At 69.7% G+C, this 20,970-nt stretch carries 17 protein-coding genes; 12 read left to right on the top strand and 5 right to left on the bottom strand.

The features are described from left to right. From VFF46_RS15985 to VFF46_RS15975, 3 genes are all read right to left on the bottom strand, one after another. Window positions 1-440 (bottom strand): SRPBCC family protein (locus VFF46_RS15985; protein ID WP_325037906.1); only part of this gene is annotated, 440 nt, incomplete at its 3' end. A 71-nt stretch (window positions 441-511) separates the two neighbouring features. After that, the gene (locus VFF46_RS15980) at window positions 512-3,208 is read right to left on the bottom strand and encodes an AAA family ATPase (protein WP_325037905.1); all 2,697 of its coding nucleotides are present in this window, start codon (window positions 3,206-3,208) and stop codon (window positions 512-514) included. Window positions 3,209-3,241: 33 nt separating this feature from the next. Further along, window positions 3,242-4,180, bottom strand: coding sequence for an undecaprenyl-diphosphate phosphatase (locus VFF46_RS15975; protein ID WP_325037904.1), 939 nt, complete (start codon window positions 4,178-4,180; stop codon window positions 3,242-3,244). 90 nt (window positions 4,181-4,270) lie between these two features. Here VFF46_RS15975 and VFF46_RS15970 point away from each other — a divergent pair, with 90 nt between their 5' ends. The 10 genes from VFF46_RS15970 (at window position 4,271) to glsA (ending at window position 16,690) form a co-directional block, all read left to right on the top strand. Next, window positions 4,271-4,669, top strand: a complete 399-nt coding sequence (locus tag VFF46_RS15970) for a BlaI/MecI/CopY family transcriptional regulator (RefSeq protein WP_325037903.1) — start codon at window positions 4,271-4,273, stop codon at window positions 4,667-4,669. Next, window positions 4,666-5,604 (top strand): M56 family metallopeptidase, encoded by a 939-nt coding sequence (locus VFF46_RS15965; RefSeq protein WP_325037902.1) that lies wholly within the window; start codon window positions 4,666-4,668, stop codon window positions 5,602-5,604. The genes VFF46_RS15970 and VFF46_RS15965 overlap by 4 nt, the downstream gene beginning before the upstream one ends. Window positions 5,605-5,870: 266 nt before the next feature. Continuing rightward, complete coding sequence (locus VFF46_RS15960; protein WP_325037901.1) at window positions 5,871-8,606, top strand: helix-turn-helix transcriptional regulator; 2,736 nt, start codon at window positions 5,871-5,873, stop codon at window positions 8,604-8,606. Continuing rightward, window positions 8,603-9,115, top strand: coding sequence for a hypothetical protein (locus VFF46_RS15955; RefSeq protein WP_325037900.1), 513 nt, complete (start codon window positions 8,603-8,605; stop codon window positions 9,113-9,115). The genes VFF46_RS15960 and VFF46_RS15955 overlap by 4 nt, the downstream gene beginning before the upstream one ends. Window positions 9,116-9,195: 80 nt before the next feature. Further along, entirely contained in the window at window positions 9,196-10,044 is an 849-nt protein-coding gene (locus tag VFF46_RS15950) for a c-type cytochrome (RefSeq protein WP_325037899.1), read from the top strand. 130 nt (window positions 10,045-10,174) lie between these two features. Then, window positions 10,175-10,657, top strand: coding sequence for a DUF1269 domain-containing protein (locus VFF46_RS15945; RefSeq protein ID WP_325037898.1), 483 nt, complete (start codon window positions 10,175-10,177; stop codon window positions 10,655-10,657). Window positions 10,658-10,714: 57 nt separating this feature from the next. After that, window positions 10,715-12,235: a leucyl aminopeptidase family protein gene (locus VFF46_RS15940; protein WP_325037897.1), complete on the top strand. Its 1,521-nt coding sequence runs from the start codon at window positions 10,715-10,717 to the stop codon at window positions 12,233-12,235. Then, window positions 12,232-13,899: an AbgT family transporter gene (locus VFF46_RS15935; RefSeq protein WP_325037896.1), complete on the top strand. Its 1,668-nt coding sequence runs from the start codon at window positions 12,232-12,234 to the stop codon at window positions 13,897-13,899. Before VFF46_RS15940 ends, VFF46_RS15935 begins: the two co-directional genes overlap by 4 nt. A 9-nt stretch (window positions 13,900-13,908) precedes the next feature. Further along, complete coding sequence (locus tag VFF46_RS15930) at window positions 13,909-15,705, top strand: SLC13 family permease (RefSeq protein WP_325037895.1); 1,797 nt, start codon at window positions 13,909-13,911, stop codon at window positions 15,703-15,705. A 1-nt stretch (window position 15,706) separates the two neighbouring features. Further along, complete coding sequence (gene glsA / locus VFF46_RS15925) at window positions 15,707-16,690, top strand: glutaminase A (protein ID WP_325037894.1); 984 nt, start codon at window positions 15,707-15,709, stop codon at window positions 16,688-16,690. A 33-nt stretch (window positions 16,691-16,723) separates the two neighbouring features. Here glsA and VFF46_RS15920 read toward each other — a convergent pair whose 3' ends face one another. Next, window positions 16,724-17,710, bottom strand: coding sequence for a lysylphosphatidylglycerol synthase domain-containing protein (locus tag VFF46_RS15920; protein ID WP_325037893.1), 987 nt, complete (start codon window positions 17,708-17,710; stop codon window positions 16,724-16,726). A 221-nt stretch (window positions 17,711-17,931) separates the two neighbouring features. On the opposite strand from VFF46_RS15920, the gene VFF46_RS15915 reads away from it, so the two are divergent. Continuing rightward, window positions 17,932-18,153, top strand: coding sequence for a hypothetical protein (locus VFF46_RS15915; RefSeq protein ID WP_325037892.1), 222 nt, complete (start codon window positions 17,932-17,934; stop codon window positions 18,151-18,153). Here the strand turns inward: VFF46_RS15915 and VFF46_RS15910 are convergent. Then, the gene (locus VFF46_RS15910) at window positions 18,098-18,997 is read right to left on the bottom strand and encodes a hypothetical protein (RefSeq protein ID WP_325037891.1); all 900 of its coding nucleotides are present in this window, start codon (window positions 18,995-18,997) and stop codon (window positions 18,098-18,100) included. The genes VFF46_RS15915 and VFF46_RS15910 overlap by 56 nt on opposite strands. A gap of 153 nt (window positions 18,998-19,150) precedes the next feature. Here VFF46_RS15910 and VFF46_RS15905 point away from each other — a divergent pair, with 153 nt between their 5' ends. After that, a complete protein-coding gene (locus tag VFF46_RS15905; RefSeq protein ID WP_325037890.1) occupies window positions 19,151-20,380 on the top strand; it encodes a metal-dependent hydrolase family protein in 1,230 nt (409 codons plus the stop codon). The last annotated feature ends 590 nt before the right edge of the window (window positions 20,381-20,970 follow it).

Below are 20,970 nucleotides of genomic sequence, written 5' to 3'. Positions count from 1 at the left end.
GCGGCGGACTTGAGGTGCCCGAGCCACTGGACGAGGGACTCGCCGAGGGCCTGCTGGATGTTGACGGCGTCTGCTCGTACCACTTCGCCGTCCCACGACTCCTCGGTCACGACGAGGGTCGTGCCGGGTCCGGTCGGCGTCAGCACCCACTCGTGTACGGCGGTGATGCCCTGCGTCGGGCCACCCCAGCGGAGGAGCCGGGGCGCGTCCGCGACGTACACGGTGGAGGCGATGTCGAAGCCGGCGGTCTCCCAGTGGAACGTCGCACCCGCCGTCAGCGGAACCGGTCCGCGGGCGGCGACGATGTCGGGTTGCCAGGACGTCCAACTGCTGACCGCGGTCAGCAGCTCCCACACGACGGCGGCGGGAGCGCTGATCGACAGTTCGTGGCCGGCGACGACAGGGGCGGTCCGGTCGACGTCGCGGGGGAGGTTGTCCATACGACCGAGTCTCGGGTCGCGAGCCCCGGCCGCTCTTCGGTGAAAGTCGCCTAGACCGTCACCTAGATTCGCTAGGTGAGGATCTCGGTGAGCTGCCGGCGCGAGGTGATGTCGAGCTTGCGGAAGATGTTGCGCAGGTGGGCGTCGATCGTCCGGGGGCTGAGGAAGAGCCGGTCGGCGACCTCGCGAGAGGTGGCCCCGGTCGCCACCAGCCGGGCGATGTTGAGCTCCTGGCCGGTGAGTACCTCCATCACCCCGTCGGTGGACGACTTGGCCTGCTCACCGGCGGCGGCGAGCTCCACTCGAGCTCGTTCGGCGAATCCCTCCGCGCTCATCGTGGTGAACAGTTCGTGAGCCGCGCGCAAGGCGTTCAGGGCCTCGCGACGGCGGCCGTCACGGCGCAGCCACGCGCCCTGGTGCAGCAAGGCCCGCCCGTACCAGACCCGCATGCCGCTGTCGGCCAGTCTGTCCACCGCTTCGGCGTGAAGGGCCTCCGGGTCGTCCGACAGCAACGCGCCGAGGGCCGCGCGTACTCCCAGCGCCCAGGCCGTTCCCGCAGCCCGTGCGTGCTCGTCCAGCCGGGCGAACGCCTCGCCTGCAAGGGCGTCCTGTCCGCAGCGCATCGCGGCCTCGACCAGTTCGGGCAGCGCCATACTGCTCGTGACCAGGTCGCCGTCGGCCAAGGCCAGCCGTGCCGACTCCAACGCCGACTGATGATCGGCGACCCCGTTGGCATAGAACGCAGCGGCGCCGTGAGCCATCGCGGTCAACAGGCCCTTCCGGCGGTCGCGCGACTCGGCCAGGACCTGATCGATCAGCGTCTTGGCTTCAGTGGGCCGTCCGCGCACGGCCGCGACATAAAGGTGGCCGTACCAATGAACCGGTACCCCGGTCACCTCAGCGATGCCGTCGGCCTCGCTGAGCATGGCGGAGGCGTCGAGCAGGTCGCCGCGCTGGGAGGCGGCCATCGCCTGCATCCACAGTCCGACCGGAAGGATCAGCAGTGCTCCGCTGCGCCGGGCGGCCGCGACGGCGTCGGCGGCGAGCCGTTCCTCGGCTGCGAAGTCCCACAGGTCGACGGCAAGCAGCGCCGCCAGCGACAGGCGCCGCGTCCATACCGGGTCGGACACCTCGGACAGGAGGCGGGACAGCACCGGTACTGCCGTGAGATCGCCGTCGAGGTAGCCGACCAGTGCATCCAGCAGGACGTCGGCAGCGGAGGCGTTCTCTCGTACTGCGGGTGCGCGCAGCGCTGCTTCGAGAGCGATACGGCAGGCATCCGAGGACCGCCCCACGACGAGCCCCGCCTGCAGCGCGTCGAGGAGATGGATCCGGGCCCGGACCGGGTCGAGCTCGGCAGCCCGGATGAGATGGCCGACCGCGTCGGCGGCGCCGTCGCGGAAGAACGCCGCCTGGCCGCGGGCGAGCTCGGCCTCGACCTGGCCGGCGTCGTCGAGCGGTCCGTTCCCGGCCGCTTCGACCAGCGTGACCGCGGTCTCGAAGGCGCCGGCTTCCAGCGCGGCCCGCGCGGCGGCGAGGCTGCGCGTGGCCCGAAGGCGCGGCTCGGGCGTCAGCGCGGCGGCCTGCTCCAGGAACGCGGCCTCCGCGGCTGCACCGCCCCGTCGCCGTGCTCGCTCGGCGCTGCGGAGTAGATCGGCCGCGACGTCCTCGTCGGGACGGGGAGTGGCCTGCGACCGGTGCCACGAGCGCCGGTCCGGGTCGGTCCGCGAATCGGTGACCTCGGCGAGCGCGCCATGGACGAGCCGCCGGTCGGCCGGCGACGCGGCGGCGTACACGGCCGAGCGCACCAGCGGATGCCGGAACCGGGACCGTCCGCCCAACTCGATCAGCTCCGCCGCCTCGACCTCGGTACCGGCGTCGGGCCGTACGCCGAGCAGATCCGCCGCCCGCCACAGCAGGCCCGGGTCGCCGAGCGGCTCGGAGGCTGCGATCAGCAGCAGCATCCGGGCGTCGGGTGACAGCCGGGAGACCCGCTCCCGGTAGCTCTGCTCGATCCGGTTCGGCGGCGACGCCGGGGTGGGCAGCCCGAACCCACCGGCCAGCCCGGCAGCACCGAGCCTGCGCGGCAGTTCGACCAGCGCCAGCGGATTACCGCGCGCCTCGGCGAGAATCCGTTCGCGCACCTGGTCGTCCAGCGGTACCGGAACCCTGGACGCCAGCAGGTCGCGCGCCGCCTGGTCGGACAGCCCGGACAGCGGCAACTCCGGCAGCCCGTCGAGTTCGTCGACACCGTGCGGGTCCCGTACCCCGAACAGGATCGCGATCGGCTCCGCGGCGATCCTGCGCGCGGAGAACGCCAGTACCTGAGCGGAAGCCCGGTCCAGCCACTGCGCATCGTCGACGACACAGACCACCGGCCCGTCACCGGCCGCGTCCGACAACAGCCCCAGCAGCGCGAGCGCCACGGCGAACTGGCTGGGCGCGCTGCCGGTGCCCAGCCCGAAGGCCACCGACAGGTCGTCCCCCTGCCGGGCCGGCAGCCCGCCGAGCCGGTCGTGCAACGGCAGGGTGAGCTGATGGACGGCGGCGTACGCGAAGTCCTTCTCGAACTCGGCCCCGTTCACCCACAGCACCCGCACGCCGCTCTGACCGTCCACGACGTGTCGCAGCAGCGTCGTCTTGCCGATGCCGGCCTCACCTCGTACGACGACAGAACCGCCACGACCGGCCCTGGCCGCCGCGATCAGGTCGGCCAGGTACTCCCGGCCGGCGGGCGGAAAGTACGTCGTACCCGAAAGCAACCCCACCACCGGATCATGCCATGCGAACGACCGCGCGTCTCAGACGAACTTGATCACGGAGATGACGCCCGCCACCAGGCAGTAGACCGCGAACGGGATCAGGGTGCGAGTGGTGAAGTAGCGGGTCAGGAAGCGGACGCTGGCGTACGCCCCGAGTCCGGCGACCACGGCGCCGACGATCACCTGACCGTGGATGTGGGCACCGGCCGGGCCGAACAGCGACGGGATCTTCAGTACGCCGGCGGCCAGGATGACCGGGGTCGCCAGCAGGAACGAGAACTTGGCCGCATCCTCGTGGTTGAGTCCGCGGACCAGGCCGCCGACCATGGTGATGCCCGAGCGTGAGATACCGGCCAGCAGGGCCAGCGTCTGGAACAGGCCGATGATGCCGGCCTCGCGGTACCCGAGCGTCTCGAGCCGGCGGCTCGGACCGCCCTGGACCACGGCGTGGTCCGCGGCCGGCTCGGCCGAGACCTTGGACTCCGCCGCCACCAGCGCCCGTTGGTCGGCCCGGCGGCGTAGCCGTTCGCCGCCGAACAGGATCAGGCCGTTGATGGTCAGGAAGATCGCCGCGGCCAGGGGTTTGGCGAACAGCACGCGGAACGTGTGCTCGAGGAGGAGTCCCGTCAGACCGACGGGGATCGTCGCGATCACGATCAGCCAGGCCAGTCGCTCGGTCGAAGTCTGCACCTTGCGGGTGCGCAGCGTGGTGAAGAACGCGCCGATGACGGCGATCCAGTCACGGCGGTAGAACCAGAGCAGCGCGAGCGCGGTGGCGACGTGCAGAGCGACGATGAACGCCAGGTACGGCGACTGCTCGCTCTCGGTCGTTCCGTACTGGGTGACCAGCTGCGACCAGCTCCCACCGATCCACGCCGGGACCAGGACGGAATGACCTAGGCTCGAGATCGGGAAGAGTTCGGTGACGCCTTGCAGCAGGCCGATCACGACCGCTTGGAGATAAGTGAGCCCGGTCATCCGGAGAGACTTTCTGTGCGGGTGGGTCGATCGCAGCTGCGATCGACGTACTACTATTAATCGTGTAGTAGATGGAGGTGGTCGGTCAACATGGGAAGTCCTCGGCGCCGTGATCGCGGAGCGCTCGAAGCCGAGATTCTGGCCGCGCTCGGAGCTGCCGGGCGGCCGATGACGCCGCGCCAGGTGCACACCGAGCTGGGTGGCGCGCTGGCCTACACCACGGTCATGACGACGTTGGCCCGGCTGTCCGAGAAGGGTGCGCTGACCCGCGAACGCGTGGGCCGTTCGTACAGTTACCGGCCGGCCGGTGATCAGCAGACGGTGGACGCATCGGTGACCGCGCGGAGGATGCGCAGGCTGCTGGACGCCGGCACGGATCGCAACGTCGCCCTGACCAGGTTCGTGGCCGAGCTGGAGCCCGAGGACGAGCAACTCCTGGTGTCCCTGCTGCGGGATCTCGACGCCGACAAGGACAGCCCGGGGCCATGACGTTGCTGGTCGCCGCCGCGGTATCCCTGGTGGCAAGCGCTGTTCTCGGCCTGGCGGCACCGCTGGCGGGCCGCCGCCTGCACCCGGCTGTCGCCGTCCGTGCGGTCAGTCTCACGAGCATCGGCGCCACCCTGGTCGCCGGCTTCGTCCTGTCCGTGCTGAGCTTCGACTTCCTTGCCCAGCTCGCACCCGTGGCCGCAATGGGACGCTGGTCCCAGCCGCTGTTGCTGCACCGCGACACGATTCCGTCGTGGCTCGGACTGCTTGCGTGCTTGGCGACCGCGGTCGCGGTGACCCGCGGCGGCCGTCGAGCCGTTGTCATCGCTGCCGACCTCCTGTCGGCGGCAGCCACCTGCCGCGCTGGTACCCGGTCCGCCGGCGGCTTGCGAGTTGTCGACGATGCGCATCCTGCCGCGTACGCCGTACCGGGGATTTGGCGTGGGCAGATCGTGGTGACCACCGCACTGCTGACGGCGCTCGATCGTGACGAACGCCGCGTCCTCCTGGCCCACGAGGCATCTCATCTGCGGCACCGGCACCACCTCTACATCGCGCTCGCAGAACTGTCGGCGGCCGCCAATCCGTTGGTCAGGTCAACAACCAGCTTCGTACGCGCGGCTGTCGAACGCTGGGCGGATGAGGATGCCGCGACCACCACCGGCGACCGCCGTACGGCCGCCCGGGCGATCGCCCGAGCCGCGCTGGCCACCGCAAGAGTCCCCGCCGACGCTGTAACCTCCCGCGGCCTCGCGGTTGCTCAAGGTGCTGTCAGTGAACGCGTGTCCGCGCTGCTGCACTCACCGCCGCCACCGAAACGATGGAGATTGGCCCCGATCCTCGCCGGCCTGGCCATCGCCGCCGCAGGCGCGTACGTCGTCGCCCACACCACCGAGCTCCGCTTCGAACAAGCCCACCACCTCTACCTGCAACGCTAGCTCTGCTGCGGGCGCGGTTGAGGCGTACCAGTTCGGAGTGATGTTCGACAGGTGCTGGCGGACCATGGTCCGATTCTCGATCCGGCGCCGGAGTCGAACGCATGAGCGAGTCGCCGGTCCTGGTGGTGATCGTGAAAGGCCACTGCCGGAATCGGTTTAGACCGGCTAGTCTCGGTATTTCGGAGCGCTGGGCAACGGCAGAGTTCAAGACCAGGTGACATCGGTCAAGAAAGGGCAGTACGTCGGGCCAGGGGAGGGCGACCAAGGTGACCTTGATCGGCCGGCAGCACCAGTCAGGGGATCCACGGGCGGCAGGCGGTATCCCGCGTCCGCCGTCGACCTTGGTCGTCCGGGAGCGCCTGCATGCCGCGCTCGATCTCGGCGCACGGTCGTCACTCACGCTGCTGGTCGCACCGGCCGGCACCGGCAAGACGGTTCTGCTGTCGGATTGGGTGACCCGCCGGCGGGCGTCCGGCACGCCGGTGACGTGGATCGGCGGGCACGCGGCGAGTTCGCTGGAGCGCCTTCTCGAACAGGCGATGGACGGAGACCCGCCGGCTCCGGGCCTGACCGTCGTCGACGACGGCCATTTGCTGTCGGCAACCATCCTGGTGGATCTTGCGCTGGTACTGCGGAAGTCGCCGCACTCGCTGCGGATCGTGCTTGCCACCCGGTACGACCTGCCGCTGCCGGTCCCGGAGCTCGAGTTGAAGGGCCTGGCGCTGACGCTACGCTCGCGGGACCTGCGCTTCACCGACGCCGAGGCCGCCGAGTTGGTGAAGGCGCACGCCGCCGAGGCGACGACCGAGGACATTCAGTTGTTCCAGGCCAGGACGGCGGGCTGGGCGGCCGCGTTGGTCCTTGCCGCCCGGGCCTTCGCGGCGTCCGGCGAAGTCGCGTGGTCCCTGGTCAATCAGGGCCCGGTGCTCGACCTGTTCGTCGGTGAAACGGTCAGCACCTTGGACGAGCGCGTCCAGACCATGTTGCTGAGCACGTTCGGAGTCCCGTCGGTCACCGGTGAGCTGGCGGCGATGCTGAGCGACGACTCGGATGCTCCCGCGATGCTCGGCGAGCTGGCGGGCAACGGATTGCTGGTGACTGCCTATGTTGACGGTGCGGGCGGCGAGCCGGTGTACCGGTACCACCCGTTGCTCGTCGAGCTCTTGCGGCGCAAGGTCGCCGGCAGCGCGGAATGCGCGGGGACCGTGGCGGCCGCCCAGCACCGGTCCGCGCTGTACTACGAGAACCGTGGCGACAGCGTCGGCGCGCTGCGCAGTGCGCTGGGCGCGGAGGATCCGGAGCTCGTGGCGCGGATCGTGCTGGACCGCGGGCCGGAGCTGCTCGCGGCGGGCGAACTGGATCTGGTCGCCGCCGCCTTCGAGGCACTGCCCGCCGACTACCTCGAGACCCACCCGCACCTGACCGGAGTCCGCGGCCTGATGCGGCGAGTCTGCGGTGACGTGGCCGGCGCGATGATGGATGCGGCCGCGGCGGACCGGTTGACCGACGAGCGGGACGCGGCGGAGCCGACACCCGATGACGACGCGCTCGCGGCGGACGCGGTCCTGCTGAGCCTGTGGAAATCGCGGTACGGCTGGCACGACGTCCACGCGGCGATCGACCGGACCCGGTCCCTCCTGGCGCTGGAGCGGACCGCGGGTGGCCGACGCAACGACGCCGTACTCGGACCCGAGCGGCTGGCCTGGCTGCTGATCGAGCTGGCCGCCACGGAGATCTGGGCCGGCGATCTGGACAGTGCGTCGGCACACCTGGACGAGGCGCTCGTCTCGGCACGGATGGCGGTGCATGCCAGGCTGATCGCCGGCGGACTCGTGCACCGCGCCGTCGTGCAGTGCATCCGCGGCCAGATGCGGAACGCCGCCAGGTCCGCCAGGGAAGCGCTCGACCTGTGCGGCGACGAGCTCCCGCGGGAGTACGCCGTACGCGCCCGCGTGGCGCTGGGATTCGCGGCCCTGAGCGACCTGCGACGCGACGAGGCCCGGCGGTGGTACGAGCTCGTCGCCGGGACGGAGGCAACCGAGTCCGACACGGTGATCGCCGCGCTGCGCGCGATGCTCCGGAGCGCCCTGCTGATCGAGGACGGCCGGCTCGACGAGGCGTTGTCCGAGTTGACCGCCGATCCCGCCGCGGTCGGTCCGCTGCCGTCGTTCCTGGTGCGTGATCGCGCGCTGTTGCGGTTCCGGCTGGCGGTGCTGATCGGGGACGAGGACGGCGCCATGGTGCAACTCGCGGAGCTCGACCGGGTCGGCAGCGGCTCCGAGGCCGAATTGCTCAGGGCGATGCTCTCGGTCAGGCAGGGTGACCTGCGGGCGACCGTGTCGATGATCGACAGCGTCCTGGTGCGCCCGGGCATCTACCCACCGGTCGCATCAGCGGCGGTGTCGTTCCGGACCGTTCTGCTGGTCCGCGCGGGCGACCCCGTCGCCGCCGAGGCATCCTTGGTGGACACCCTCAATCGAGTAGCTCCGCAGCGCATCGTGCATGCCTTGATCCCCGCCGCCGGTGAGCCGGTCTTCCTCGACCTGCTCCGCGAGTACGTCGTGACTCCGAACTCGCATCCGTTCGCCGCGATCGCGCTCGAGAGGCTGTCCGGGTACCAGAGCGGGTCGACCGGCGCCGGCGGAGTGACCTTGCTGGCGCAGACCAGGCCGGACCTGCACGCCGTGGCGCCTCGCCGGCTCAGCGCGGTCGTGAACGGTGCGCGGATCCGTCTGACGGCGAGGGAAGCCGAGGTCCTGGACCAGCTCGCGCTCGGCAACTCCTACACCGAGATCGCCAAGGCGTTGTTCATCACCGAGAACACGGTGAAGACGCATCTGATGGCGCTCTACCGAAAGCTCGGTGTGGAGAAGCGGTCCGCGGCTCTTCGGGTCGCACGCGGCGTCGGCCTGCTGCAGCCGGCACCGGTGATGGAGTCACAGACAGCATCTGCTACCGGACCGCCTACCAGGGCATTCGGCGGACAAAGGAGACTGGGATGAATCGGGGCCTGCTGAACTCGTTGACCGAGGCCGAGCGTCTGTTGGTGGCCGAGACCGAGCGGGACGCACTGAAGCAGTTGGACGAGGACGAGTTGCTGGACCTGCATCAGCGCACTCGCCGCGTGCGGACGAAGTACGTGAAGAACTACCGGCGTGGTGCGAGCGCTGCCGTTGCCGATGCCGGCGGTCGAGGCCTGTCGTACGCGCGGAACCAGCGCGACCGGGACAAGGCCGAACTGTTCGAGTCGGTGCTCGCGACGGTGAGCCGTGAAGTTGCAGCCGCCGCGCGGCGAGCGTCGATGGAACTGCGGGCCGAGCGGATCGAGGCCGGGAGGTCGGCCCGCCCGGCACTCGCGGCCGCGAAGCCGTCCGGCACGCAACGAGCTGCGAGTAAGCCCGCGGCGACCAACCCACGGCCGCGTACTGCCAAGACCACGGGCGGCCTCAAGAAGGACGCATCCACCCGCGCGCTCGGGAGCCGGCGCCAGGCCGAACGCGACTCCCGCTGACCCGGCTCGCCCGATTCGGGTGATCCCAAGAACTTCGGGCTTGGTTCTGCTGGATTCCGCGGCATCCAGGAGGTGCGGAGATGGAGGGTGTGACACCGCGACGGCTGCTCGGGCCGAGATTCAGGTCCAGGCTCAGATTGCCGGTGATCGGTACTGCGCTGGTCGCCGTCGGGCTGGTCTACGCCGCGCTGGTCCCGAGTGGTGCCGCCGGAGCGGACGGCCCGCAGTCCCAGCAGATCGAGGCGGGCCGGCGGCTGTTCGCGGTCGGGTGCGCCAGTTGCCACGGACTGCACGCCGACGGTGGAACAAACGCGGATGGCCGGATGGCCGGTCCGTCGCTGATCGGGGTCGGTGCGGCCGCGGTGGACTTCCAGGTCGGCACGGGCCGAATGCCGGCTGCTCAGCCCGGAGCACAAATACCGCAGAAGCCACCCGTCTACAACCAGGACGAGATCGCGGCGTTGGCGGCGTACATCGCCTCGCTGGCGCCCGGACCCGCGATCCCGGCGTCGGCGTCGTACGACGTCAGCAAGGCGACCCAGGAGGAAATCGCTCGGGGCGGGGAGCTTTTCCGCACGAACTGCACGGCGTGCCACAACTTCGCCGGTCGCGGCGGCGCACTGCCGAACGGCCGGTACGCGCCGTCGCTGATGTCGACCACGCCGCGGAACATGTACCAGGCGATGCTGACCGGGCCGCAGCAGATGCCGGTGTTCTCCGACGCTGTCCTGCTGCCCGAGGACAAGCGGGCGATCATCGCGTACATCGTCGCGTTGCAGACCTCGAAGGACCCGGGCGGCTTCGGCGTCGGCCGGCTCGGCCCCGTCTCGGAGGGCCTGTGGGGCTGGCTGGTCGGGATCGGTCTGCTGGTCGCCGTCGCCGTCTGGATCGGGGCGCGGGTCCCGAGGGTGCGCCGCACACGCGACTGATCGCCGACGCCGGACCTCACCCGAATTTCTCAGGATCACCTTAATCGGAGGAGGACGGCCGCGCGGCGCGTTGGTGGGATGGGGCGGTCGGCGCGCACCTTCGGCGCGCCATCCCCGGGAGGAACCCGACATGACCCATCTGGTGGTGCTCGGTCTGGACAGCCGCGAGGACGCGGAGCGCGTCGTGCAGCTCACCGAAGACCTGGCCAAGCAGCAGTTGTTGCAGCGAGAGGACGCGGCGATCGCGTACAAGGATGCGAAGGGCAAGGTACGCATTCAGCAGGCCGTGAACCTGACCGGGATCGGCGCCGCCAGCGGGGCACTCTGGGGGACGCTGATCGGCCTGATCTTCCTGAACCCGCTCGCCGGGATGGTGGTCGGTGCGGCGAGCGGCGCGATCAGTGGCAAGTTGACCGACATCGGTGTCAGCGACCAGCTGATCAAGGAGATCGGCCAGGAGTTGCAGGAGGGCCATGCCGCCGTGTTCCTGCTGGCGCGGTCGGCCACCGTCGACCGGGTCGTCGAGGCGCTGAAGCCGTACAGCCCGACCATTCTGCAGACCAATCTGACGCGCGAGCGCGAGGAAGAGCTCGTCCAGGCCCTGCAGTCCTGACGGAGCCGTTCGCGGCAGTCCGCGGCGGGTTGGCAAGAGTTCGCTGGAGGAGGTCTCGTGCACACCATCCCGGACGACTTCGATCCGATTCCCTCGACCCGGCGAAGGCCGGCCGTCGGGGTGGCTTCGCTGAAGCAGGCCGAAGCCGAGGCCGACGCGCTCGCGGTTCCGGTGGCGGCCGGCACCGAGCCGGGTGCCGAGCTCAGCATCGACGCTGCGGGCCTGGCAGCGGCCGGCTTCACCGGCAGCCGCGGACAGACCCTCGTGCAACCGCGCAGCGGCGGTCCGGTCCGGGTCGCGGTCGGGATCGGTACGCCGGACCAGATCGACGCCACGCTCGCCCGCGACCTGGCCGCGGAGTTCGCCCGGGCCGTTCCGTGGCACCGGCGCCTGGCGATCGAGGTTCCGTCCCGGGACGCCGGGATCTCGGTCACCGACTTCGCGCAGGCCGTGACCGAGGGCGTGCTGCTCGCCCGCTGGCGGTACTTCGTCGGCCGGGGCGCGGACGAGTCGACGTTGGAGTCGCTGACGGTGGTCGCCGCCGACGAGGACGCCGGGGCCGCCCGCGCCGGGGTGGATCGTGGCCGGGTCGTCGCTGCGGCGTACTGCCTCGGACGGGATCTGGCGAACTGCCCGGCCAGCACGCTCTCGGCGGAACGGATGGCCGAGGTCGCCCTCGAGGTCGGCCCGCCGGCCGGACTGCGGGTGGAGGTCTTCGACAAGCAGCAGCTGATCGAGCTGGGCTGCGGAGGACTGCTCGGCGTCAACCGGGGCAGTGTCGACCAGCCCCGGATGGTCAGGTTGCGGTACGAGCCCGAGAACCCGACCGGCCGGATCGCCTTGGTCGGCAAGGGAATCATGTACGACTCCGGCGGCATCAGCCTGAAGCCGAGTGACGAGTCGCACGCGCAGATGAAGAACGACATGACCGGTGCGGCGGCGGTGCTCGCGGCGATGACGGCGCTGCGCGATCTCGGCTGTACGTCGGCAGTGACCGGCTACCTGATGTGTACCGACAACATGCCCTCGGGCTCGGCGCTGAAGCTCGGTGACGTCCTGAAGATGCGCAACGGAACCACGGTCGAGGTGCTGAACACCGACGCCGAGGGGCGCCTGGTGATGGCGGACGCGCTGGCGCTGGCGACCGAGGAGCCGGTCGACGCGATCGTCGACATCGCCACCCTGACCGGCGCGTGCCTGCGGACCTTCGGCGTCGAGATCGCCGGTGTGATGGGCAACGACCGCGCCGTCGTCGAGCAGCTCCGGCGCGCCGGTGATGCCACCGACGAGCCGGTCTGGGAGCTCCCGCTGCACCGGCCGTACCGGTCGCAGCTCGACTCGGAGGTCGCCGACCTGACGAACATGGGCGGCCTCAACGCGGGGTCGATCACCGCCGGACTGTTCCTCGAGGAGTTCGTCGACGGGCATCCCTGGGCCCACGTCGACATCGCCGGCACCGCGCAGCTTCCGGCGGCCCGGACCTGGCGGAACAAGGGCGCCACCGGCTTCGGCACGAAGCTGCTGATCGAGTTCGCGCTGTCGTTCACGCCACCGGCGAGCGGTGGAGCGGGATCGTGAACGCGAAGGCGGAGGGGGAAACGCCGACCAAGAAGAGCCGGATGCAGCGGGTCCTCGACGGCATCGAGCAGGTCGGCAACAAGGTTCCGCACCCGGCGCTGATCTTCCTCGGCCTGATCTTCCTGGTGATCGTGCTCTCCCAGATCCTTGCCTGGACGGGTACCAGCGTCACGACCGAGGTCGTCGAACCCTCGACGGTCCAGGTCGCACCGCAGTACCCGGGCGGTACGAGCGTCGCGGGCAACGACGCGCCGCCGGCCCCCGCCGTGCCGGACTACGCGGTGCACCACGAGACGATCAAGGCCGCGAGCCTGCTGACCGGTGACGGGATCCGCTACATCTTCACCACGGCGGTCCAGAACTTCAACGACTTCGGTGTCGTCGCGGTCATCCTGGTCGCGATGATCGGCGTCGGCGTCGCCGAGGAGGCCGGTCTGATCGCGGCCCTGATCCGCAAGATGGTCAAGGTCGCGCCGCGAGGGCTGATCACGTTCATCATCGTCCTCCTCGGCGGCATTTCCAGCGTGGCTTCCGACGCCGGCTACCTGGTGCTGATCCCGTTGGGTGCGGCCGCGTTCGCCTCCCTCGGCCGGCATCCGCTGGCCGGCATCGCGGCGGCGTACGCCGGGGTCAGCGCAGCGTTCTTCGTCAACGTGCTGATCACTCCGGCGGACGGGATCATCACCGAGGTCACCAACGAGACGATCGCGCTGGTCGCGCCGGATGTCCATCTCAATGTCACGCACAACTTCTTCTTCAGCATCGCGGCGACGATCTTCTGCGCGGTCGTGATGACCGTCATCACCGAGCGGATCCTCGAACCCCGGCTCGGCAAGTACGACCCCTCCGAGGCCCCCGAGGACGCCCCGGTCGACCACCAGCCGACGGACGAGGAGATGCGGCTGGAGTCCCGCGGCTTGCGGTGGTCGGTCTACTACCTGCTGATCGCCGTCGCGATCGTGTCGGCGCTGACCTTCGTCCCCGGAGCCCCGCTGCGCAACCCGGACACCGGTGAGATCTTCGGCTCGTCGCCGTTCATGAGCAGCCTGCTCTTCATCATCTCGATGCTGTTCCTGGCCGCGGGCCTCGGCTACGGCCAGGGCGCGAAGTCGCTGACCGGCAGCACGAACGTGATCAACGCGATCGTGAAGACCTTCAACGGGCTCGGCGGACTGATCTTCCTGATGCTGCTGATCGCCCAGTTCATCGCCTACTTCAACTACACGAACATGTCGACGCTGGCCGCGACCGGACTGGCCGACCTGCTCGAGCGTGCGGACATCGGGGCATTGCCGTTGCTGATCGGCTTCATCCTGCTGGTCTTCGTCATCGACCTGATCATGCCCGGGGTCATTCCGAAGTGGGCGATCCTGGCGCCGATCTTCATCCCGCTGTTCTACCGGCTCGGCATAGCGCCGCAGACCGTGGTCGCGGCCTACCGCGTCGGCGACGGTCCGGCCAACGTGATCACCCCGCTGATGGTGTACCTGCCGTTCATCGTCCTGGTGTGCCAGAAGTACCGGAAGAAGGCCGGTATCGGCACCGTGGTCTCGATGATGCTCCCCTACACCGGCATCGTGCTGATCAGCTGGACCCTGTTCTACGTCGTCTGGTACCTGATCGGCATCCCGTGGGGCCCGTCCGCACCGGTCCACCTGCACTAGGGAACAGTCATGGACGACGCGACGCTGAGCCTGATGGTGCTCGGGCTCGTCGTCGCGGTGTTCATCTGGAACCGGCTACCGGTCGAGGTGGTCGCGGTGCTCACGGCGGTGGTGTTGTGGGCGACCGGCTTGGTTGCCTTCCCCGCCGTGCTCGCGGGCTTCGGCGATCCGGTCGTCATCCTGATCGGATCGCTTTTCGTGGTGAGCGAGGGCATCGACTCCACCGGCGTGACCGCCTGGGTCGGACAGACCATCGTCCGGTACGCCGGTACGACGCGAGCCCGGCTGCTGGTCGCCGTCACCGCCCTGTGCGCGGTTCTGACCGCGTTGATCACCCTGAACGGCGCCGTCGCGGCGCTGCTACCGCTCGTGGTCATGCTGGCGATCCGGGCCGGCGAGCCGCCGTCGCGGATGCTGATGCCGCTGACCTTCGTCGGCAGCTCGGGATCGCTGCTCACGTTGACAGGCTCGCCGGTGAACATCATTGTCTCGGAGGCGGCGCACGACGCCGGGGCCGGCAGCTTCCCGTTCTTCGCCTTCGCGGTGGTCGGGGTGCCGCTCGTCGTCGGCACGATCGCCATCTCGGTGCTGGCCGGTCCGCGACTGCTGCCGAACGCCCGCCCCGCACACCCGGTCGCGGATCTCGCCCTGCACGCCGACACCCTCGACACCCACTACGCCGCGCTGGCCGACGGCTTCTATCGGCTGCGGATCCGCGCGGTGTCGCCGTTGGTGGGCCTGCAGGTCCGCGACCTCGACCTCTCGCCGTACCCCGGCGTGGAGATCGCGGGCGTCCAGGACGTCCACGGACGGCATCGGCCGGACACCGCGGCGCTCGATGCCGGCGACGTGCTGGTGGTGACCGGCGCGAACGCGCACGTGAGCAGCCTGACGGCCGACGCGCGGCTCGCCGTGGCCATGACACCGGTTGACGACCTGATGACCCGCGAGGCCGGAGTGGTCGAGGCGGTCATCCCGCCGCGGTCGTCGCTGGTCGGTGAGACGGTGTTCCCGGGCATGCGCCGCGGACCCGGCCTCGTCATCGTCGCGGTCCAGCGGATGGGCAAGGACCGCGGCAAGCGGCCGACCCAGCTCGCCGAGGGCGACGCGCTGCTGGTGCACGGCGCCTGGGCGGCGCTGGACGAGCTCACCAAGGACCGGGACATCCTGCTGGTGGACTCGCCGCAGACGGTGCGGCGCCAGGCGGTGCCCTGGGGCGCCAACGCGTCGATCGCGGTCGCGATCCTGGCCGTGATGATCGTGCTGCTCGCGACCGGCGCCGTACCGGCCGCGATGGCGGGTCTGCTCGCGGCGACGGCGATGGTGCTGACCCGGGTCGTCCGGCCGCAGCAGGCGTACCGGGCGATCTCCTGGCAGATCGTCGTCCTGATCGGCGCCCTGATCCCGTTGTCGGACGCGATCCGGTCGAGCGGCGGAGCGGATCGGATCGCGGGCCTGATCGTCGACGCCGTCGGCCCGGGACGCCCGTACCTGTTGCTGCTCGGCCTGTTCGTGCTCACCGCGATCCTCGGTCAGGTGGTCAGCAACACCGCGACGGTGCTGATCGTCACGCCGATCGCCGTCGCCGCGGCGGCGGGCACGGGTACGTCGGTCAAGCCCGTGCTGATGCTGATCGCGGTGGCCGGTTCGGCCTCGTTGCTCACCCCGATCTCCACGGCCGCGAACATGATGATCATGAGTCCCGCGGGCTACCGCTTCGGCGACTACTGGAAACTCGGGCTGCCGGTGATGCTCTGGTGGCTCGTGACCGCGCTCCTCGTCATCCCGCTCGTCTGGTCGTTCTGAGATGCCCGGCGCGGACAGATATGTCTCGACCGGTGGCCTGCCGACGGCCACCAGGGTCGAGGAGCTCGTGCGTACGGCGTACGAGACGTTCCGTGGTGTCGACGACGGTGCGGTGAGCGATGTCTACCCGGTGCTGCAGCGTGCGCAGGCGGACGCTTTCGGTCTGTGCGTGGCCGCCGTCGACGGCCGGCTGTTCGAGGCCGGGGAGTCGCAGCGGCCGTTCACGATCATGAGCGTTGCCAAGCCGTTCGTGTTCGCGCTTGTTTGTCAGGCGATCGGCGTCGGTGCCGTCCGTGAGCTGGTCGGTGTGAACGCGACCGGGCTCCCGTTCAACTCGCTGCGCGCGGTGGAGCAGTCGGCGACCGGGCGTACGAATCCGATGGTGAACGCCGGCGCGATCGCGACGGCCGGCCTGGTGCCCGGCGATTCACCGGACGCCCGATGGAGGTTCATCCTCGACGGACTGGCCGGCTTCGCGGGACATGAACTGGTGATGGACGAGGAGACGCTCGCCTCCGCCCTGGCCACGAACCATCGCAACCGCGCGCTGGCGGCGCTCCTGCACGCCGTCGGCGGTTTGGCGGGCGATGCGGAGATCGCGATCGACCTGTACACCAGGCAGAGCTGTCTGCGGGTCACGGCGGTCGATCTCGCGGTGATGGGAGCGACCCTCGCGGATGGCGGGGTCTGTCCGACGACGCGGTTGCGGGTGGTGGATCCGGACATCGCCCGGGTCACGTTGGCGGTGATGACGATCGCGGGCCTGTACGAGACTTCGGGAGACTGGCTGCTCGATGTCGGCGTACCGGGGAAGAGCGGTATCGGTGGCGGCCTGGTCACGGTGTCGCCCGGCAAGGGCGCGCTCGGGACGTTCGCGCCCAGATTGGATGCTGCTGGCAACAGTGTCAAGGGCCGCCTCGCGGCGGAGTACCTGTCGCGGCAGCTCGGTCTGGACCTGCTCGCGTCCGAGGTCAGCGTCACCTGAGGCGTACTTGGAACCTTTCCCCGGCCCTGGAACTCACCTCGCACGGTGGCTGACCGTCCCTCGATTGAGGTGGCGCCATCGGACGAGCGTCAGCAGGCCGACCACGACCGGTACGACCTGGACAGCGACCCGCCAGACCAGCAGTCCGGCGACCAGCGTCGTTGCCTCCAGGTCACTGTGCGACGAGACGAACGCCGCGTAGCTCGCGTCGAGCACTCCGGCGCCCATCAGCGGCAGGCCGGTGAGCGGATAGGTCACCAGGAACGTGCAGCCAAGCAGCAGGACGGTGGCGCCGCTCATCGGGACGCCGACAAAGGCGAGGCACAGGATGAGCACCCCGGCCTCGACAACGACCAGACCGCACAAGCTGACGGCCGCGAGTCGGCCGTGCGCCTTCAAGAGCCCTGCACTATGGGCCTGGAAGTCGACCAGCCGCTCAGCCCATTCTTCCGGTCCGTTGGCCGACGGCCGGACCTTGCGGATCAACGAACCGAGCAACCGTCCAAGCGCCGCGGCGGTCCGCTCTGCCCGTACGGCGTAGATCAGCCCGACCAGCAGTGCGGCGGCCCCCGCACCGAACACGAGTGCCGCCCAGCCGAGACGTGCGTCGAAGGACCGGCCGATCCAGAACACGAGGAATCCGAGCACCGGCGCCGCCAGCCGGGCGATGTAGAACATCAGCGTGCTGAGCGTCAGCCCGGACGCGGCCGCCTTCGCGTCGATGCCCCACGACCGCAGCATTGCCAGCCGTACGACGACATCGCCCGGCGACGGCGCGATCGTCGCGACCGAGGACGCTGCGACGTCGTTGACCATCGCCCGCGGAACGCTGAGGCCGGTCACGAACAGTGCCAGCGGAGTCGCGAGGACGAACCGGCGGATCGGCAGGACGAGCAGCAGCACCAGGATCTGCCACGGGCTCAGGTGGGTCATCGCGTAGCCGACCCGGCTCCAGTCGACGGCCCGCAGCAGCCGCAGCAACAACCAGGCGACGACGGCGACAAGCAACACCCTGCCCACGCGGACCAGCGTCTTCGGGACCCTGCGCCGCGCAGCCTTGTGGGTCGGTTGCGGTCGGGGTGAGTGGTCTGCCACTCCACCACGGTGCCGTCGGATCAGCGCGCCGTCCTCCCACGATCCGGGGGAGCTGACGTCGTTCGGGCCACCCATCGCCCGGGAAGGGTGATGCCGTGGCGCCGCTGCTCCGGAACAGTGGGTCTCGCCGGGAAAGGGGCGTTGCTATGGGCCACTACGTCATCCGGGTGCAGGGCACGTTGTCGCACGAGCTGACCGAAGCGTTTCCCGCGCTGGCGGTGGATCCGGAGCCGGTGCAGACCGTGCTCCACGGGTACCTTGCCGATCAGTCCGCGCTGGCCGGCATCCTGAACCACCTCGACATGCTCGGGGTCAATATTCTGGAGGTCCTGCAGGTCCCGCCGTTCGACCCGACCGACGCCGGATGACGAGGCCCGCGACCAGGGCCGCGCCGGCCGCTACCAGTCCGATCAGGAAGATCACCACGAGTGCCGTGCGAAGGGATCGGGTCACGATGTCGAACGCGGCGGCGCCGGTGGCCCGGCTGAGCTCGGCCGGCAGGCGGTCGAGATAGTGCTGCCGGCCGATCGCCAGCAGGATGCCCAGCACCACCATCGAGACAGCCACACCGATTCCGGCGCCCATCAGCGCACGGCGGCGATCGACGACGAGGCCGAGGCCGAGGACAAGCAACGCGCCGGCGACGATCGGCAGGACGACCCCGTACCGGTCCAGCAGACGGTAGCCGCGCTGCGCTCGGTACAGGTCCGGCGAGGAGAACAGGTCGAAGCTCTGATGGACGTCCGGGATCCGTGCCGCGGAACTGAACCCCGCCGCGACCAGCCGGTCTCTGGCCGCCGCCACGAACGGACCCAGATCGATGCTGACCGTGTTCCCGTTGACACCGAGAGGCCCGTTCCGGCCGCTCAGCGCGTTGACCAGTTGCTGGTGCGCTGTCCGGTTGGAGTTGCGCCACAGCGTCTGGAACGTCTCGCTCTCGATCAGTTGACCGACCTGGCCCCGGACGACGCCGCGGGCACCGTTGGCGATCCGCTCCGGCAGGTTCCGGAGGATCACGTCCGTAATCCGGTCGGCCACCGCATTGCGTACGCGGGGGTCAGCGGCCAGCGGTACGACGTTCTCGACGTACCGGTCGGTGTTCGTCACCTGCGTCCGTGCCCACGCACCCGCGACCGCCGCTGGTGCCAGGACGCACCCGGCCACCAGCAGGACAACCGCCACCACGGTCCTGACCTTGCGTGTGTCGTCCATGGACTCCTCCGGCGCCACCAGGAGCGTGACCGCTCGGGGTGACGGTTTCCTCCTCCAGATCGGGTGAGCAGACCGGGTCACCGCGGTCCTACGCTCCAGAAAGGAGGTACCAACGTGACTTCGGATCAGGGACAGCCAATCGTCTTTCGTCAGGTGCGTGTTCTGGACGTCCGTCGCGGCAGCGTCGGCGACCCGACGCAGGTCGTCGTCCAGGACGGGATGATCGGCGAGATCTCGCCGACTGCCGACGTCCCTGCCGGTGCGCGCGTCGTACCCGGCGAGGGGCGGATCCTGATCCCGGGACTCATCGACGCCCACTGGCACTCGCTGTTCGCCTCGGTTCCGCTGATGACCGCGATGACCGGCGATGTCGGGTACCTGCACATCGTCGCCGCGACGACGGCGCGCGAGACGTTGCTGCGCGGATTCACCACGGTCCGGGACGCCGGCGGACCGGCGTTCGGGCTCAAGCAGGCGATCGACTCCGGCTTGGTGCCGGGGCCGCGGATCTACCCGTCCGGCGCGATGATCTCGCAAACCGGTGGGCACGGTGACTTCCGGACCAGGCACGAGGTCCCCCGCGGCCGGACCGGCCACCTGAGCCATGCGGAACTGGTGGGTGCCGTCCGCATCGCCGACGGTGTCAGCGCCGTGTTCGAGGCCGCGCGGGAGCAGCTCATGCTCGGCGCCTCGCAGCTCAAACTCATGGCGGGCGGCGGCGTCGCGTCGTCCTACGATCCGCTGGACGTCACGCAGTACACCGAGGCCGAGCTCCGCGCGGCGGTCGATGCCGCGGAGAACTGGGGAACGTACGTGATGGTGCACGCCTACACGCCGCGCGCAGTGCAGCAGGCGATCCGGGCCGGGGTGAAGTGCATCGAACACGGCCAACTGCTCGACGACGAGACCGCCGAACTGATGGCGCAGAACGACGTCTGGTGGTCGCTCCAGCCCTTCCTGGACGACGAAGACGCACCTCCCGTCCCGCCAGGAAGCCGGTCGAAGTTCGAGCAGATGGTGACCGGGACAGAAACGGCGTACGAGCTCGCCAAGAAGCACGACGTACGGCTGGCGTGGGGGACCGACACCCTGTTCGATCCCGCACTCGCCGTCAAGCAGGGCAAGCAGCTCGCCAAGATGGCCCGCTGGTTCACACCGGCCGAGGTACTGACGATGGCGACCATCACCAACGCCGAACTGCTGTCACTGTCGGCTGCCCGGAATCCGTACCCCGGCGTCCTCGGCGTCGTCGAGGAAGGCGCACTCGCCGACCTCATCCTCGTGAACGGCAATCCACTGGACGACATCACGTTGCTGGCCACCCCCGAGACCGCCTTCGCGGCGATCATGAAGGAGGGCGCCATCGTCAAGGACACGCTCTAGCCCCGAAATTTCGCGAGAATCGGAGAGAACCCTTCGGTCGGAATTCCCCTACACATGGGTGTTGGTGTTTAGGTTCTCCCGCGCGGGACGTGTGCTGCGACGCCGGCCACGATCTGCGTGCGCTCGGCGCTGGCCAGGCATCACCTGATCGACAACATCCCGGCCGAGCTGGACATTGCGGTTCCCCGGGACGTGCTGGACACCGGGGGTGGCCGTAGCATCGGGATCTACTCCCTCTGAGTGCAGCATCGTTGACGCCTGTCGGCTGCGCCATCTTGACGGCGCCGACATGGGCAACGACGCACTGAAGCGTTGGCTGCTCCGGTGAGATCAGCTGTCGGAACTGCCGCGGGTGGCAAAGGCGTTTCCGCGCACGGCCACGCCGCTGTGGCAGCCATCGGAGGAACCTGACGAGAGCAGGTGCTTGACGGCCTTGCCATTGTGGTCGGTTTGCGCGCCCCAGGTCGAAACTTCGCCCCAGGTCCCGATGGGCAGTGGTGGCCTGACCATGTCACGCCTCCAACCTCTTCGATGGTTGGAAGCTAAACGTCGGCGGGCTCGTCGAATCCGCGAAGTCGACCGCGATGCGA

Origin of the sequence: Kribbella sp. (genome assembly GCF_035655035.1) — a bacterium.
In the GTDB taxonomy this organism is placed as follows: Bacteria; Actinomycetota; Actinomycetes; order Propionibacteriales; family Kribbellaceae; genus Kribbella.
Note: the sequence above shows the minus strand (reverse complement) of the source record. Positions and strands in the feature narration are given on the sequence as shown.